Origin of the sequence: Streptacidiphilus melanogenes (assembly GCF_000787835.1) — a bacterium.
GTDB lineage: Bacteria > Actinomycetota > Actinomycetes > Streptomycetales > Streptomycetaceae > Streptacidiphilus > Streptacidiphilus melanogenes.
In genome coordinates this window covers 34,195-50,202 of the sequence record NZ_BBPP01000018.1, presented here as the reverse complement: position 1 = coordinate 50,202, position 16,008 = coordinate 34,195, and the positions used below count along the sequence as shown (strand labels likewise).

15 protein-coding genes are annotated in these 16,008 nt (G+C 74.4%); 7 read left to right on the top strand and 8 right to left on the bottom strand.

Annotated features, from left to right (window positions below; all coding sequences use genetic code 11):
- Positions 1–34: 34 nt before the first annotated feature.
- Positions 35–2,191: an RNA polymerase recycling motor ATPase HelR gene (helR, locus tag TR49_RS20220; RefSeq protein ID WP_042383498.1), complete on the top strand. Its 2,157-nt coding sequence runs from the start codon at positions 35–37 to the stop codon at positions 2,189–2,191.
- Positions 2,192–2,580: 389 nt separating this feature from the next.
- Positions 2,581–3,018 (top strand): lytic transglycosylase domain-containing protein, encoded by a 438-nt coding sequence (locus TR49_RS20215; protein WP_042364758.1) that lies wholly within the window; start codon positions 2,581–2,583, stop codon positions 3,016–3,018.
- 117 nt (positions 3,019–3,135) lie between these two features.
- On the opposite strand, the gene TR49_RS20210 is transcribed toward TR49_RS20215, so the two are convergent.
- Together TR49_RS20210 and TR49_RS20205 are read right to left on the bottom strand one after the other, a co-directional pair.
- On the bottom strand, positions 3,136–4,011 hold the full coding sequence (locus tag TR49_RS20210) for a diacylglycerol/lipid kinase family protein (protein WP_042383495.1): 876 nt from the start codon (positions 4,009–4,011) through the stop codon (positions 3,136–3,138).
- Entirely contained in the window at positions 4,008–5,651 is a 1,644-nt protein-coding gene (locus TR49_RS20205; RefSeq protein WP_042383494.1) for an FAD-binding oxidoreductase, read from the bottom strand. The genes TR49_RS20210 and TR49_RS20205 overlap by 4 nt, the downstream gene beginning before the upstream one ends.
- A gap of 71 nt (positions 5,652–5,722) precedes the next feature.
- On the opposite strand from TR49_RS20205, the gene TR49_RS20200 reads away from it, so the two are divergent.
- A complete protein-coding gene (locus tag TR49_RS20200; protein WP_152627368.1) occupies positions 5,723–6,349 on the top strand; it encodes a TetR/AcrR family transcriptional regulator in 627 nt (208 codons plus the stop codon).
- A 52-nt stretch (positions 6,350–6,401) separates the two neighbouring features.
- The gene (locus tag TR49_RS20195; RefSeq protein ID WP_042383490.1) at positions 6,402–7,955 is read left to right on the top strand and encodes a glycerol-3-phosphate dehydrogenase/oxidase; all 1,554 of its coding nucleotides are present in this window, start codon (positions 6,402–6,404) and stop codon (positions 7,953–7,955) included.
- Positions 7,956–8,113: 158 nt separating this feature from the next.
- Here TR49_RS20195 and TR49_RS40160 read toward each other — a convergent pair whose 3' ends face one another.
- The 5 genes from TR49_RS40160 to TR49_RS20170 all read right to left on the bottom strand — a co-directional run bounded on the left by TR49_RS40160 (position 8,114) and on the right by TR49_RS20170 (position 12,307).
- A complete protein-coding gene (locus tag TR49_RS40160; RefSeq protein ID WP_052434466.1) occupies positions 8,114–9,034 on the bottom strand; it encodes a M23 family metallopeptidase in 921 nt (306 codons plus the stop codon).
- 1 nt (position 9,035) lies between these two features.
- Complete coding sequence (locus TR49_RS20185; protein ID WP_042383484.1) at positions 9,036–9,935, bottom strand: helix-turn-helix domain-containing protein; 900 nt, start codon at positions 9,933–9,935, stop codon at positions 9,036–9,038.
- On the bottom strand, positions 9,932–10,825 hold the full coding sequence (locus TR49_RS20180; protein ID WP_042383482.1) for a peptidoglycan-binding protein: 894 nt from the start codon (positions 10,823–10,825) through the stop codon (positions 9,932–9,934). Before TR49_RS20180 ends, TR49_RS20185 begins: the two co-directional genes overlap by 4 nt.
- Before the next feature lie 272 nt (positions 10,826–11,097).
- On the bottom strand, positions 11,098–11,889 hold the full coding sequence (locus TR49_RS20175) for a hypothetical protein (protein ID WP_042383480.1): 792 nt from the start codon (positions 11,887–11,889) through the stop codon (positions 11,098–11,100).
- Positions 11,890–11,896: 7 nt separating this feature from the next.
- On the bottom strand, positions 11,897–12,307 hold the full coding sequence (locus TR49_RS20170) for a DUF5997 family protein (RefSeq protein WP_042383478.1): 411 nt from the start codon (positions 12,305–12,307) through the stop codon (positions 11,897–11,899).
- Positions 12,308–12,405: 98 nt separating this feature from the next.
- On the opposite strand from TR49_RS20170, the gene TR49_RS20165 reads away from it, so the two are divergent.
- From TR49_RS20165 to TR49_RS20155, 3 genes are all read left to right on the top strand, one after another.
- Entirely contained in the window at positions 12,406–13,182 is a 777-nt protein-coding gene (locus TR49_RS20165) for a LysR family substrate-binding domain-containing protein (protein ID WP_042383477.1), read from the top strand.
- Between the two features lie 354 nt (positions 13,183–13,536).
- Entirely contained in the window at positions 13,537–14,421 is an 885-nt protein-coding gene (locus TR49_RS20160) for an NAD(P)-dependent oxidoreductase (RefSeq protein ID WP_042383475.1), read from the top strand.
- A gap of 128 nt (positions 14,422–14,549) precedes the next feature.
- Entirely contained in the window at positions 14,550–15,050 is a 501-nt protein-coding gene (locus TR49_RS20155) for a cupin domain-containing protein (RefSeq protein WP_042383472.1), read from the top strand.
- A 56-nt stretch (positions 15,051–15,106) separates the two neighbouring features.
- Here TR49_RS20155 and TR49_RS20150 read toward each other — a convergent pair whose 3' ends face one another.
- On the bottom strand, positions 15,107–16,006 hold the full coding sequence (locus TR49_RS20150) for a LysR substrate-binding domain-containing protein (RefSeq protein ID WP_042383470.1): 900 nt from the start codon (positions 16,004–16,006) through the stop codon (positions 15,107–15,109).
- Positions 16,007–16,008 lie beyond the last annotated feature (2 nt).

Below are 16,008 nucleotides of genomic sequence, written 5' to 3'. Positions count from 1 at the left end.
GGCCCAGGCCAGAAAACCTGCCGAAACGGGAGACATGGAACCCCTCAGCACCAGCGCTTTCGCCCTCTCCGACCGCCTCTCCCCCAAGGCCGACCCGGCGCTGATCGGCGCCGACGAAAAGCACTTCACCGCGATCGCGGAGAGTCTCGAACTGGCGACTGCCGATGTGTCCGACCGTCTCGACGCCGCGCTGAAGGCACCCGGCGGCGCCGGCCGGGCGGCCATGGACCGGGACGCGGAGGTCCACCGGCTGACCGGCCGCCTGCGCGCGCTGCGCCGCTTCGGCCTGGACCTCTGCCTCGGACACGTCGTCAGCGCCGAGGACGGCGAGCCCGTCTACATCGGGCGGCTCGGACTCACCGACGCGGGCGGCCGCCGCCTGCTGCTCGACTGGCGCTCCCCGGCCGCCGAGCCGTTCTTCGCCGCGACCCACGCCAACCCGATGGGGCTGACCAGCCGCCGCCGCTACCGCTGGGCCCGGGGCCGGATCACCGACTACTGGGACGAGGTGTTCACCGCCGAGGGCCTGGAGGGACGCGCCGCACTCGACGACCAGTCCGCCTTCATCGCCAGCCTGGGCGGCAACCGCTCGCCGAAGATGCGCGACGTGCTCGCGACCATCCAGGCCGACCAGGACGCGATCATCCGGGCGGGCTCCCGCGGCGCGCTCGTCGTCGACGGCGGGCCGGGCACCGGCAAGACCGTCGTCGCCCTGCACCGCTCCGCCTACCTCCTCTACTCCGACCCGCGCCTCGGCCACCGTCGCGGCGGCGTGCTGTTCGTCGGTCCGCACCAGCCCTACCTGAACTACGTCTCCGACGTGCTCCCCAGCCTGGGCGAGGAGGGCGTGCAGACCTGCACCGTGCGCGACCTCGTCGCCGAGGGCGCCGCCGCCCGGCCCGAGGCCGACCCCGAGGTGGCCCGTCTCAAGTCCTCCGTCGGCATGGTGCAGGCGGTCGACAGGGCCGTCGGCATCTACGAGGAGCCGCCGACCAAGGGCATGACCGTCTCCACCGACTGGGCCGACGTCCGGCTGACCGCCGACGACTGGGCCGACGCCTTCGCCGCGCCGAGCCCCGGCACGCCCCACAACGAGGCGCGCGAGCAGATCTGGGAGGAGCTGGTCGCGATCCTGATGGACCGGCTCGGCCTGGACGAGGACGGCGGGATCACCCCCGAGATGTTCCGCCGCTCGCTGCAGCTGGACGAGGAGCTGGTCACCGCCCTCCACCGCGCCTGGCCGCTGCTGGAGCCGACCGACCTGGTCGGCGACCTGTGGACGGTGCCCGCCTATCTGCGACACTGCGCGTCCTGGCTCGGCCGCGACGAGGTCCGGCTGCTCCAGCGCGAGGACGCCCAGGCCTGGACGGTGTCCGACCTGCCGTTGCTGGACGCGGCCCGGCGACGGCTCGGCGACCCGGAGGCGGAGCGGCGCAAGCGCCGTCACGACGCGGCCGTCGGCGCCGAGCGCGCGCGGATGTCCGACGTCATCAAGGACGTGCTCGCCGCCGACGACGGCGAGGGCGCGGTGACCATGCTGCACGGCCGCGACCTCCAGGACAGTCTGATCGACGGGAACGCCCTGCCGACCGCCGGCCCGGACCGGCTGGAGGGCCCGTTCGCGCACATCGTCGTCGACGAGGCCCAGGAGCTGACGGACGCCGAGTGGCAGATGCTGCTGCAGCGCTGCCCGTCCCGCAGCCTCACCGTCGTCGGCGACCGCGCGCAGGCCCGTCACGGGTTCACCGAGTCGTGGCGGGAGCGGCTCGAGCGGATCGGTCTGGACCGGATCGAGATCGCCTCACTGAGCGTCAACTACCGTACTCCGGAGGAGGTCATGGCCGAGGCGGAGCCGGTGGTCCGGGCGGCGCTGCCGGACGCGAACGTGCCCGTCTCGATCCGCAGCAGTGGCCTCCCGGTGGTGCACGGGTCCGCCACCGAGCGGGACACGATCCTCGACGCGTGGCTCGCGGCGCACGGCGAGGGCGTCGCCTGCGTCATCGGCGATCCGGGGTTCCGCGAGACCGACCGGGTGCGGTCGCTCACCCCGGAACTGTCGAAGGGGCTGGAGTTCGACCTGGTCGTGCTCGTCGACCCGGACGCGTTCGGCGAGGGCGTCGAGGGGGCGGTGGACCGCTACGTGGCGATGACCCGCGCAACCCGGCAGCTCGTGGTGCTGACCAGCGCCTGAGCCGCCCGGAAGGGGCGCGCCGTCCCTGGCCGGACGGCGCGCCCTGTGCCGCAGGTCACGCCTGACCTGCACCTTTAGTCCGTTTTGTTCCTCAAACTGTGCTCTCGGCCACTTTCGGGTCCGATTTCCTTGCCCGTCCGTTCCGCGCCGTGTTTCCGTGTTTGAGGTCGAACCACGGCGAACCACTCGCCAGGGACGACGCCCGCAGCCTCCCGGCCGCGGACCGGGGCCGGACGCCCCGACGGCGGGAAGACACCGCCACGCAGACCGATCGCGCTCCTCGCGGTTGTGCAGCCGCACGCACGGTCACGCCTGTCTGCGCCTCGATCGAACGGCACGAGAACACGGCCTCCCACGCCGTGGCTGCCGTTCCCTGTCCCTGGAGTGACATGAACCGCAAGGCTCGTCTGGCCACCCGTCTCGCCGTCGCCGGCGCCATCGCCGGTGGGGCCGTCCTCGGCTCCGTCGCCACCGCGAACGCCGCGACCCCCACGTACGGCAACGACCTGAGCGGCTGGGTCGCGCAGGCCCAGTCGATCCTGGCCGCCCACGGCGACCACGTCCCGCCGGCCGCCGCCATCGAGGCCCGCGCCATGACCGAGTCCTCCGGCAACCCGCTCGCCGTGAACAACTGGGACTCCAACGCCCTCGCGGGCACCCCGTCCGAGGGCCTGATGCAGACCATCGTGCCGACCTTCGACACCTACGCACTGCCGGGCCACACCGACATCTGGAACCCGGTCGACAACATCGTCGCCGCGGTCCGCTACGCGAACGCCACCTACGGCGCCTTCGAGAACATCGCCTACGGCACCAACGGCTACTGATCCCAAGCCGGTTCAGCCGACCGGGCCGGGATCTCGGCCCGGCGTCGCAAAGGCGACCAGCCCTCCGTCCATGGTGGTTCCTCCCAGGACGGAGGGCTGTTCACGTGATCGGGACGATCACGCCAGCAGCTTGAGCGCTCCCGGCAGCAGCCTGATCCGGGCCGGGAGGGTGGTGACCTCGTCGCCGTCCGCGCAGACCGGCACCGGCCGGTCCGCGTCGACGGTGATCGCGGTGCCGGTGAGCAGGGTGACCTCGGGGCGGTCGACGTGCGTGCCCTTCTTGGCCTGGCCCATGAAGCTCACCACCTGACGGCGCGGCCCGTCACCCACCACCATCACGTCCAGCCTGCCGTCGTCGAGCTCCGCCGGCGGGACGATCCGCAGACCGTGCCCGTACGCGCCGGAGTTGGCGACGACGACGGTGTGCGCGCGGACCTCGCGGCGCTCGCCGTCCAGGTCGAGCGTGTAGGCCGCCGGACGCCAGCGCAGGATCGCCCGGACCGGCGCGAGCCGGTAGACCAGCAGGGCGGGCAGCCGCCGGTTGGCGTTGATGATCTGCGTGGCCAGCGAGTCGATGCCGATGTAGACGTTGCCGGGCGCGATGACGCCGTTGACGTCCAGGACGTCGAGCGCGCGCGGCTTCCCCTCCAGCAGCAGGTGGGCCAGGCCCACCGGATCGCCCGGCAGGCCGAGCCGCCGGGCGAGGTCGTTGCCGCGGCCGGCCGGGACCATGCCCATGGTCCCGTCGGCGCGCACCACGCCGTCGGCGACGTCGCGCACCATGCCGTCGCCGCCGACCGCCACCACGACGTCGCCGCGTTCGGCGGCCTGCCCGGCCACGGCGATCGCGTGCTCCCGGCTCTGCGTCGGGACCGTGAGGACCGTGGCCCCGGCGGTGCGCAGCAGGTCGCTGACCGGCTGCCACTCCTCGAAGCCGTGCCCGCCGCCGGAGATGGGGTTGACGACGGCGGTGAAGGACCTGGCGGCCGTCACTCGGTCACCGCCGCGTCGGCACGCAGCGGGAGGTTCTCGATGAGCACGCCGGGGTTGAGCACCCCGGCCGGGTCCAGCGCGCGCTTGACGGCGCGCAGCGCGTCGACGGCCAGCGGCCCGATCTCGTCGGCGTAGGTCGCCGCGTGGTCGGTGCCGACGCCGTGGTGGTGGCTGATCGCCGCGCCGCTCGCGCGGATCGCCGCGTTGGCGGCCGACTTGGCGAGGTGCCACTGGGCGACCGGGTCGTCGGTCTGCGCGCAGGCCACGGTGAAGTAGAGCGAGGCGCCGGTCTCGTACAGGTGCGAGATGTGGCACAGGACCAGCGGCGGGGTGCCCTGCGCGGTGAGCGCGTCGGTGAGGGCCGTGGTGACGGCGGCGCGCAGCGCGTGCAGGTTCGACCAGAAGGTGACCGTCTCCAGCGTCTCGATCAGCACGCCCTCGTCGAGCAGCGGGTCGCGCAGGTAGGGGGCGCGGTAGCGGCCCTGGCGCCAGGCCTCGCCGCCCTCGGGGCCGAGCAGCTCGCCGCCCGCCTCCCGCAGCACGGCGGTGGCGTCGGCGCGACGCGCCTCGACGTCGGCGGCGCTGCCCTCGTAGCCGGTGACGGCGAGGCAGCCGCCGGGGCCGCCGCCGAACATGGCGGACGGGTCGGCGAGGTTGATGCCGGTCTCGGCCTCGTCGGACAGCCGCAGCACGGTCGGCTCCGGGCCGTCCTGGACCAGGCGGCGCAGCGCGGCGGCGCCGGTCTCGAAGTCGGGGAAGCGCCAGGACTCGAAGATCCGGACCTCGGGCCTGGGCCGGACCCGGACCGTCACCGAGGTGATCACGCCGAGGGTTCCCTCGGAGCCGAGGACCAGCTGCCGCAGGTCCGGCCCGGCGGCCGACTTGGGCGCGGTGCCGAGGACGACGGTGCCGCGCGGGGTGGCCAGGGTGAGGCCGACGACCATCTCGTCGAAGCGCCCGTACCCGGCCGAGGACTGCCCGGCGGAGCGGGCGGCCGCGTAGCCGCCGATGCTCGCGCCCTCGTAGGACTGCGGGAAGTGGCCGAGCGTGAAGCCCTCGGCGCCGAGCGCGGCCTCGACGGCCGGTCCGCGCATGCCCGCCTGGAGCGTGGCCGTGCGGGAGACCGCGTCGACCGACACGACCGCGTCCAAGCGCTTCAGGTCGAGCGCGACGACGCCCGCGAAGCCCTCGCGGGCGGGGGCCAGACCACCGACGACGGAGGTGCCGCCGGAGTACGGCACGACGGCCACGCCGAGGCGGCCGCACAGCTGAAGCAACGTCACCACCTCGTCGTGCGAGGCCGGGTACAGGACCGCGTCGGGCGCGTCGGAGGCGTCGCCCGAGCGGAGCTTCAGCAGGTCCGGGGTGGACCAGCCGCGGGTGTGCGCGAGCCGGGCCTCGTGCGCCGAGCTGACGTGCTCCTCGCCGACGACCGCGGCGAACTCGGCCAGCGTCGCCGCGTCGAGGGCGACGTCCGGGAGCGTCACCGCGCCCGGCTCCAGGGCGGGGGCGGGCTGCTTGACGCCGAACGCGGCGAGCGTCTCCTTCGCGGCGGTGGGCAGGTGCGTCGCGTGCGCGGGGTCGCCCCAGCGGAAGGGGTGGAACGCCACGACGGGCAGGTCGTTCTCGGACGCGGTCATGGAGCTGTCCTCGGCTGGGTCGGAACTGGTCGGATGCGCGCACAGGGCTCGCTGATACACTTCTACATGTGATGTCGCAGCGAATCAACAGCACGGGCGAGCTGAAGGCCGCGAACGCCATTCCCGAGGAGCAGATCCTCGACGCGGCGTACCGCCTGCTGCTCACCATCGGCCCGCAGCGGATGACCATGGCCGACCTGGCCCGCCAGGCGGGCGTGTCGCGCGCCACCCTCTACCGGCGCTGGGGCTCGGTACGCGAGGTGCTGGCCACGCTCACCATCCGCGCCTGGACCGAGCTCGCCGAGGGGGCCTTCCCCCACGGCGCGCGCACCGAGGTCACCCGCGCCCGCATCGTCGAGGGCGTGGTGACGCTCGCACGCGGCATCCGCACGCACGAGCTGCTGCGCACGATCATCGCGACCGACCCCGAGTTCCTCACGCCCTACCTGCTCAAGCGCCGCGGCACCAACACCGACCACCAGCTGGCGCTGCTGGAGCTGGCGCTCGCCGCGGGCATCGACGACGGCTCGGTGCGCCAGGAGGACCCGGCGCTGCTGGCCCGCTCGGTGCTGCTCACCACCTGGTCCTTCACTCTCACCGGCCCCGTCCTGACCGGCTCCGCCGACGGCACCGGACCGGAGATGGACCGGCTCGACGCGGAGCTGACGCGCATGCTCGACCGCTACCTCGCCCCCTGACCCTCACCCAGCGGCCTCCTCCCCCTCCCGGCCCGGCAGACAGGATCCTCGCGTGAACGTGCAGTACAGCCACTCCGCCTCCCTGACCGCCGCCCGCCGGGCGCGCGAGCTCGCCGCGCTCCGCGAGGCCGTGGGCCGACCGGAACCCACCGTCGACCTGCTGGTCGTCGGCGGCGGCGTCACCGGCGCGGGCGTCGCCCTGGACGCGGCCTCGCGCGGACTGTCCGTGGTGCTCGCCGAGAAGCACGACCTCGGCTTCGGCACCAGCCGCTGGAGCTCCAAGCTGGTCCACGGCGGCCTGCGCTACCTCGCCTCCGGCTCGGTGGGCATCGCGCACGAGAGCGCCGTCGAGCGCGGCGTGCTGATGGAGCGGACCGCCCCCCACCTGGTCCGCGCCCTGCCGCAGATCGTCCCGCTGCTGCCCGGCACGGGCGCCTCCGGCGCGTCCCTGGTCCGCGTCGGCTTCCTCGCCGGCGACGCGCTGCGGCTCGCCGCGCGCACCCCCTCCGCGACCCTGCCGCGCTCCCGCCGTCTCTCCCGAGCCGAGGTGCTGCGCTACGCGCCGACCGTCGACGCGGCCGGGCTGCGCGGCGGCCTGGTCTTCTGGGACGGCCAACTCACCGACGACGCCCGCCTGGTGGCGGCCATCGCGCGCACCGCCGCCGCACACGGGGCGAAGGTGCTCACCCGGTGCTCCGTCAGCGACGCCACCGGCAGCAGCGCGACGCTCACCGACGAGCTGACGGGCGAGAGCTTCCTGCTGCGCGCCTCCATGGTCGTCAACGCGGCCGGCGTCTGGGCCGGCGAGGTCGCCGACGGCATCACGCTGCGCCCCAGCCGTGGCACGCACCTGGTGTTCCGTCAGGAGTCCTTCAGCGGACTGACGGCCGGGCTGACCATCCCCATCCCCGGCGAGACCAACCGCTTCGTGCTCGCCCTCCCCGCCCCCGACGACCGCGTCTACGTCGGCCTTACGGACGAGGACGCCCCCGGCGCGATCCCGGACGAGCCCCAGCCGACCGACGCCGAGGTCGACTTCCTGCTGCGCACCCTCAACACCGCGCTGCGCGCGCCGCTTTCGCGCGAGGACATGATCGGCTCGTTCGCGGGCCTGCGCCCGCTGCTGGACACCGGTTCCGGCCGCACCGCCGACGTCTCCCGCAAGCACGCGGTGCTGACCGCGCCCGACGGCCTGGTCACCGTCGTCGGCGGCAAGCTCACCACCTACCGCCGCATGGCCGAGGACGCCCTCGACGCGGTCCTCACCGCCAACGGCCGCAGCGCGGGCCCCTGCCGCACCCGCTCCCTCCCCCTCGTCGGCGCCGCCGACCGCGCCACGCTCGCCCACGTCAAGGCGCCGCTGCGGCTCGTCCAGCGCTACGGCACCGAGGCCGTCGACGTCCTCGCCGAGGCGGGCGGCGACCCGGAGCTGCTCCGCCCGATCGCCCCCGGCACGCAGACCACCGCGGCCGAACTCCGCTACGCCGTCCGCCACGAGGGCGCGCTCGACACCTCCGACCTCCTCGACCGCCGTACCCGCATCGGCCTCGCCCCCACCACCCGCGACGCCGCCCTCCACGCCGCGGAGTCCGCCCTGGCGGACTAGGGCCTCTCTTATGGATCAGGTCGGATCAGCGCGCGGCGTTGGAGTGCGTGCATCGCAAGGCGGAGGAGGGAGTCCATGCGGAGCATAGGCAACCGACGACAACGCAGCGAGGTGCGTGCTCCGGCGGCGCGCGCCCGACATGATCCATAAGAGAGGCCCTAGGGCCGGCGGACGCGGGCGCCGCGGCGGTGGGCGCCCGGGGTGTCGTTGAAGACGAGGGTGAGGGGTACGCCGTCGCGGACGGCGTGGATGTGGAGGTGCGGTTCGGTGGAGTTGCCCGAGGAGCCGACGAGGCCGAGCCGTTGTCCCGCGCGGACGTGGTCGCCCGGCGCCGCCTCGATCGAGCCCGGCGTCAGGTGGGCGAGGAGGATGCGTTCCCGGCCGGTGTCGATGACGACGTGGTTGCCCGCCGGATGGGTCCCGGCGGTGGGATGGTCGGGCGCGCCGTCGCGGGCGACGACCACCCTGCCCGCGGCGGGGGCCAGCACGGGGACGCGGTAGATCGGGTAGTCGCTGAGACGACCGGGGAACACCGGGCGGCTGGAACGTCCGCCCCTGGCGCGGCCGACGATGTCGAGTGCGCCGCGCTGCGCGGGGACGCTCCAGTGGTGGTTGAGCAGACGGCCGTCGCCCTCGACGACCTGCCAGTCCCCTTCTCCCAGCGGCCAGCTGAGGGGGCTGCTGCGGGCGGCCGGACGGTCGTGCCGGTCGGCGACGGCCACCACCGCGAGCACCAGGGCCAGCAGCGGTGCGACGGCGTCGGTCGGTGACAGGTCGTCGCGCAGGCCGGGCGCGCGCACGACGACATCGGCGACGACCGCGGTCGCGGCCACCGCGGCGATCCAGCGCTCCCAGCGCGGGACCGTGGCGGGAACGGGCACGCCGAGGCCGAAGTAGGCGACGCCGGCCAGGGCCACGAACGCGAGTGCGTCCACCGCCGAGCTCCAGGAGTCGCCGGCCAGGCACCGCGCGAACGGGCCCGTCAGCACGACGGGCCAGAGGCCGATACCGACGGCCGCGCGGTGGACCGCCCCGCGTCGGAGCGCGGGGCGCAGAGTGGTGTCGGGGTCGGTCGGCATGTCAGGGCTCACGGACGGAGACGCACTGGGACTGCTTGTCGGTCGTCGTCAGACAGGCCCGCAGCGGCGGCCCGCCGCTGACGACCGGGACCATGGGCGTGTAGAAGAACGTCTGCGCGGTGTAGGGGTCGGGCACGACGGAGGACCGGGTGTCGGAGCCGACGGCGATCGACAGCCGGTCGCCGACCTGGCTCGACCAGACCCGGGCCCAGGCGGCCTTGCACTGGGAGTTCCAGCGGATCTCGAGCTCCGCCCCGTTCCGCAGTTCGGAGATTCCCAGGCTCAGCGGGTAGATCCCGCAGTTCATGGCCGTCGGATCGCCGCCGTCGCACGCCTTGCCGACGCAGCCGATCGGATGCGCGGAGGCCCCCGTGCCGCCCGTGGCGGCCGCCGCGGCGGGCGCACGGTGCGCGGCGACGCCGTTCCAGACGAGGCCGCCGAGGCCGACGAGCAGCACGACCACGCCCAGCAGGGCCGACAAGGAGCGGGGTGGGATCCGCCGCTGCGGGCTCACTTCCGACACGCCGGTCGCTGCGGCCGACGGGGCCGGAGCAGACGGTGACTCAGCGGCCGACGGCTCGAAATCCGCGGACTGCCGAGGCTCCGAAGGCCGCTGCGACGGCCGCTCCGACGCGGGGACGGAGACGACGTCGCGCCGGTTCCAGGCGGCCTCCGCAACGTTCCACAACGCCCGGAAGCGCTCTTCGGGTTCGTCCACCAGCGCGCACAGGTGCTGGACGGCCTGCCACGGCGGCAGTGCCTTGCCGCCCAGGTAGCGGCCCCAGGACGACTTGCTGAACGGGGTGCGCTCGGCCAGCGCCGCCAGGCTCAGGTCGTGACGAGCCCGGAGGCGCTGGAGCTCCGCGGCCAGGACGGTGCACGCGGCCGGCGTGCCGCTCATCCGCGCAGGGCCGCCCAGGTCTGCGGACCAACCTGGCCGTCGACGTCGATGTGATGGGCCAACTGCTCCTGGATGACGGCGTGCAGGGTCATCGGCCCGAACGCGCCGTCGATGCCCCCCGGAGAGATGCCCGCGCGCTGCAGCAGGCACTGGACCTCGGCGACCTCGGGACCCGCGTCGCCGTCCATCACCAGGTCGGTGCTGGTCGTGCTGGCGCCCGCGTACCACTTCCCACCGGACTGCTGGTACGTGCAGTGGTAGGCCACAGGGGACTTCGCCGGAGGCTTGACGGTGGCCGCCGCGGGGGCGGCCGAGGCCGTGGTGGCGCTCCACGGCTGGGTGACCGCCAGCGTGACGACGGCTCCGACCAGGGCGGAGAGCAGGGACGTCAGAACCGTCCGCGCGTCAGGAACCAGGCGGCGCACCGGCTGCGGGCCCGACGACACCGGCCCCGGCACCGGTGCCCCGGACGGCTCCGACGCGAACTCCGGCGACGACGTGGGCAGGGCGGGCGTCTCGGGTTCCCCGGCCTGCGCGTCGAGTTCGGCCTCGTCCGACGCCTCGTCCGACGCCTCGTCCGACGCCTCGTCCGACGCCTCGTCCGACCCGACGGCGGAGCCGGTCGCCCTCCAGGCCTCCTGGGCGGCATCCTGGAGGGCGGAGACGGTCGCGGCTTCGGCCCCGGCCAACTCCACCAGTTTGTCGACGGCCTCACGCGGCGCCAGCATCCGGCCCCCGAAGTAGCGCTGCCAGGACGCCTCGCTGTATCCGGTGCGCTCGGCGACCTGAACCACGCTCAGACCGGTCTCGTCCTTCAACCGCCGCAGCTCCGCGACGAAACGGACGACTGCGGGATCGAGCCCCTCCGGCAGGGCCTTCCACCGAGCCACAACCACCCCCTGGTCGAACAGGCGCCTCGCGCCCGACAAATGCACCGAAGACGGCTCCCCCAGCCGCCGAAATGAACTGTACACGCTGATTCAGAGTGCCGGACGACTGTCAGCGCCGGACGACGTCCCCGCTGGTCAGAGCGATTGCGTCCCAGAGAACCGCCAGTCGGCCGGAAAGACTGGACCAACCCGCTCCGCTATCGAAGGATCGGAGTCCGGCGGTGGGCCCGTACAGGGGTCGGGCCCACCGGCTCGCCGTGGGGGAAGGAACGTCAGGTGCGGGGAGGCAGCTCGATCCAGAGGGCCTCGGCCTCGCCCAGCAGTCGGCCGTCACGGCCGTACAGAGCGGTGCAGGTGGTGTGCTTGCGGCCGTCCTGGGCGATCAGCCGGGCCGTGACGACGCACGGCTCCCCCACGGACGGCACCCCGAGCACGCGCGCGGTGATGCGGCCGAGGACGACGTCGCGGGTCTCCAGGTCGATCGTCCAGGCGCCGGGGCAGTCCAGGGCCGCCCAGACGAACTCCGGCCGGACGGACGCGCCGTCGGCCTCCGGGCGGTCCGGGCGCCGGAGGTCCCCGTCCGCGAGGTCCGCGTCCGCGACGTCGGCGAGCGCGGCGTCGGGGGTCCAGGTGCAGGCGTGCAGGCCGTCGTGGCCGGACGCCTCTCCCGCGAACAGGTGCAGGCCCGCTGCTCCGCCGCGCTGCGTGCCGCAGACGAAGCAACCGGGAAACGGATGCCGGGCCAGGCCCCGGTACGACTGCTCGGCGGCCTTGGCCGTCTCGAAGGGGACGGGTTCCGGTGTACCGAAGCCCGCCAGGGCGGCGGGCGCGGCCTCGCCGACGAGGACGTCCCCGTGGTGGAGCGTCACGCCGCCCGCGTCCGTGACGGTCGCGTGCAGCGGGATGCCGAGCGGCGGCGGCTTGCGCAGCGTCACCACGGCGGAGGCCGGGGCCCCGGGCAGCAGCGCGGCGAGCGCGCCCGAGAAGTACCCGCCGTTGGCCGAACCGGGCGGGCCGTTGAAGAGCGGCGGAACGATCAGTGCGGCAACGGCGGGCTGGGTCATCCCCGGGTCACGCCTCCTTGGCGGCGCGACGCGCGGCGTCGGCGACGTGCTTCTCCTTGATCCGCACATTCTCCTTGCGGACCGCTGCCTGGGTGTCGCGCTCCACCTGCAGCCAGCGCGGGTTCTCGGCCTTGATGGCCTCGATCTCGTCGGTGGTCAGCGGCTCGGTCAGGCCGTTGCGCACCAGGCCGGAGACGGAGACGCCCAGCTTGTCGGCGACCACCGGGCGCGGGTGCGGGCCGTTGCGGCGCAGGTCCGCGAGCCACTGCGGCGGGTTCGCCTGCATGGCGTTGAGCTCGTCCCGGGAGACGACGCCCTCCTGGAACTCGGCCGGGGTGGCCCCGAGGTACACGCCGAGCTTCTTCGCCGCCGTGGCGGGCTTCATGGTCTGGGTCGTCCTGGGCTTGCTCGAAGTCATGGCTCAAGGGTAGCGAGCGCGCGACCTGCCTGGTCACCGTCGGTGCTGCGGGCGCCGGTGCCGCGCACCGGTCGTGCGCACACCGGTACTGTGGCCGGGTGACCGAGACGCCCGCTCCCTCCTCCTTCCGCCTCGCCTACGTGCCCGGCGTGACGCCGTCCAAGTGGGCCCGGGTCTGGGGTGAGCGGCTCCCGGACACGCGGCTGGAGCTCGTCCTGGTCCAGGCCGGCGCGGGCGAGCCGGCGCTGCGCGCGGGTGACGCGGACGCGGGCCTGGTCCGGCTCCCGGTCGACAAGGACCACCTGCACGCGATCCCGCTCTACACCGAGACCACGGTCGTGGTGATGCCCAAGGACCACCGGCTGGCCGAGTCGGCTGAGGTGCCCGTCGCCGAGCTGGCCGACGAGCTCGTGCTGCACCCGCAGGACGACGTCCTCGGCTGGCCGGAGCAGCCGCCCGGCCAGGCCGCGAAGGAGCGGCCGCTGACGACGAAGGACGCCGTCGAGCTGGTCGCGGCCGGTGTCGGCGTGGTGCTGATGCCGCAGTCGCTCGCCCGGCTGCACCATCGGCGCGACCTGACCTACCGGCCGGTCCCCGAGGCCGAGGCGCCGCAGTCACAGGTGGCCCTCGCCTGGCTGCGCGATCGCGACTCCGAGCTGGTCGAGGAGATGATCGGCATCGTGCGCGGCCGCACGGTCAACAGCTCGCGCGGCAGCACGGCGACGGCCGCCGCCAACCAGGCGCCGAAGAGGCAGCAGCCCGCGGCGCGCAAGCAGGGACAGCAGCAGCCGCAGAAGCAGCCACGCCACCAGAAGCCCGCCGCCCGCGGCGGCAAGCCTGCCTCCCGCCGCGGCAAGCCGGGCCGCCGCGGCTGACAATGCTCCCCGGAGGCCTCCTGCGGCCGACCGGAGAGCTCCGAGGGCACCGCACGCCGAAGGGCTCTCTCCCGCCGAGTGACCACGCCGTGCCCGCGGCGTCGCCCACCCCGGACCGACGGAAGTCGCAGGCCCGAACAGCACGGCAGGGCCCGGGCCGGAGCCGAACGACGTGACGCCCACGGGGCGGTGGCGCACGCTCCAGGACCGATCCGAGGCCCGGAGCCGCGACTCGCGCCGCCTCGCAGAGCCCCGGCGCGCGGGTCGTGCCGCGGCGCTCGCGCGGCGCGGGTCCGCTAGCGTGGCGAGGGTCCGCGCCCGGACGGACGCGGCACGGCGAGGGGAGCGGACGGGATGACGCAGGAGCTCACGGTCGGTTTCGTCGGGCTGGGTGCGATGGGCCGCGCCATGGCGGGAAACCTGGTGCGGGCGGGGCATCGCGTCCGTGTCTGGAACCGTTCGCCCGATCCCGTGGCCGAGCTCGTCGGGCAGGGCGCCGACGCCGCACCCGACCTGCCCGGAGCCTTCGACGCGGACGTGGTGGTGTCGATGCTCGCGGACGACCGCGCGGTCGAGCCGCTGCTCGACCCGGCGCTGCTGGCCGGGGCCAGAGCGGGCCTGGTCCACGTCAACATGGCCACCGTCTCCGTCGACCTCGCCAAGCGCGCGGCCGCGGCCCACGCCGACCACGGCCTGGGCTACGTCGCCGCGCCGGTGCTGGGACGGCCACCGGTCGCCGAGTCCGGCCTGCTGACGATCCTCGCGGCGGGGCAGCCCGACGTGCTGGACCGGGTCGACCCGCTGCTCGCGGTCCTGGGCCGCCGAACCTGGCGGCTGGGCGACGAACCTTATGTGGCCAACGCGCACAAGCTCGCCGCCAACTACCTCATCGCCTGCGCGATCGGGGCCATGGCGGAGGCGTCCGCCCTCGTCGACGCCGTCGGCGGCCGACCGGACGACCTGATCGGCGTGATCACCGACAGCATCCTGCCGGGGCCGGTCCACTCGGGCTACGGCGCGATGATCGCCGAACGTCGCTACGAGCCCGCCGGCTTCCGCGCCGTGCTCGGCCTCAAGGACGTCGACCTCGCGCTGGCGGCCGGGGCCGGGGTCAACGTCCCGCTCCCCCTCGGCGGCGTGCTGCGCGACGCGCTCCTCGACGCGGTCGCCCACGGCGACGGCGACCGCGACTGGGCCGTCCTGGCCGAGGTCGCCCGCCGCCACGCCGGGCTGGCCTGAGGCCGGGCCGGGCGGGACACAGCCGGAGATTGGACCGGACGGCCCGGCCCGCATTGGATCTTCCCGCCCGGACCGGCGGAGGACAGACTGTCGGCGAACGACCGATCGTCACGCCGAAGGAGCCTGAGATGTCCTACCCTCCCGCGCGCTACCTCGACGAGTCCGGCCAGGTCAGCGCCACGCTGCGCACCGCCGACGCGGGGCCTGACCTGCTGATCGGCGAGCGGACGCGGGTCCACCACCTCGCCACCGGCGCCTCGACGGACGGTCAGTTCGGGCTCTACCGCTGGGACATGGCGGCGCTGCCGAAGGGCGGGCCGAGCGGACACTTCCACCGGACCATGTCCGAGTCGTTCTTCGTGCTGGACGGCACCGTCTCCCTCTACAACGGCGACAGGTGGGTCGACGCCACCACCGGCGACTTCCTCCACGTCCCGCCGGGCGGCGTCCACGCCTTCAGCAACAACTCCGGCGCCCCGGCGTCGATGCTCATCCTCTTCGCCCCCGGGGCCCCGCGTGAGGCGTACTTCGAGTCGCTGGCCGAGATCGCCGCGTCGGGTCGGCAGCTCTCGGACGAGGAGTGGCTCGAACTGTGGGCCCGCCACGACCAGTACCCCGCGTCGATCTGATCCTCCGGCGATCGGAGCAAGCAGGACGATCGGAGCCGCACGACCGCGGGCCCGGCCTACCTCCCACGGCTCCCACGGCGGGCGACGTCGAGGAGGAGGCGGGCGGTGGTCGGCAGTTCGGTGTCGGCACGCCACACGGCCCGCAGGACGCGGGTGAGCGCGACCTCCTGGGCGACCGGCACCTCGACCAGGCGCCCCGCCGCCAGGTCGTCCGCGACCGCGAGCAGCGAGAGCACGGCCGGGGCGGCGCCCTGCGCGGCCGCGCTGCGCAGGGGGCCGGTCGCGCCGAGCTCCAGCGCGGGCACCGAGGGCCCGACCCAGGGGCGCAGCGCACGCTCCAGCGTCTCGCGGGTGCCGGAACCCGGCTCGCGCAGCAGCAGCGGCGTCTCGGCGAGTTCCGCGCCGGAGACGGGCGTGCCGCGCCGCGCCCACGGGTGGTCCGGCGCGGTCACGACAGCCAGCCGGTCGCGACCGACCGCGAGCGAGCGCAGGTCGCGCGGGACGAACGGGCCCTCGATGAAGCCGAGATCGGCCTCGCCGTGGCGCAACGCCTCGATCACCTGGTGACTGTTGGTGACCCGCAGGCCGACGTGCGTCGCGGGGCTCACCTGACGCAAGCTCACCAGCCAGCCCGGCAGCAGCTGTTCGGCAAGGGTCAGGCTGGCGGCGAGACGCAGCTCGCCGCGCTGCTGAGCCTGGAGCGCGGCGAGCGCCTCGGCCAGCACGTGCGCCTGGTCCAGCACCCCGCGCGCCCAGTCGGTGACGACCAGCCCGGCGGCGGTGAGCCGTGACCCCCGCCGGGACCGGTCGAGCAGCTGCAACGCGAGCTTGCGCTCCAGTGTGCGCAGACGGGCGCTGGCCGCCGGCTGCGTGATCTGCTGCTGCGCGGCCGCCCGCCCGATGCTCCCGGTGTCGGCGACCGCGACGAGCAGTTCCAACGTCTCCAGATCCGGCAACC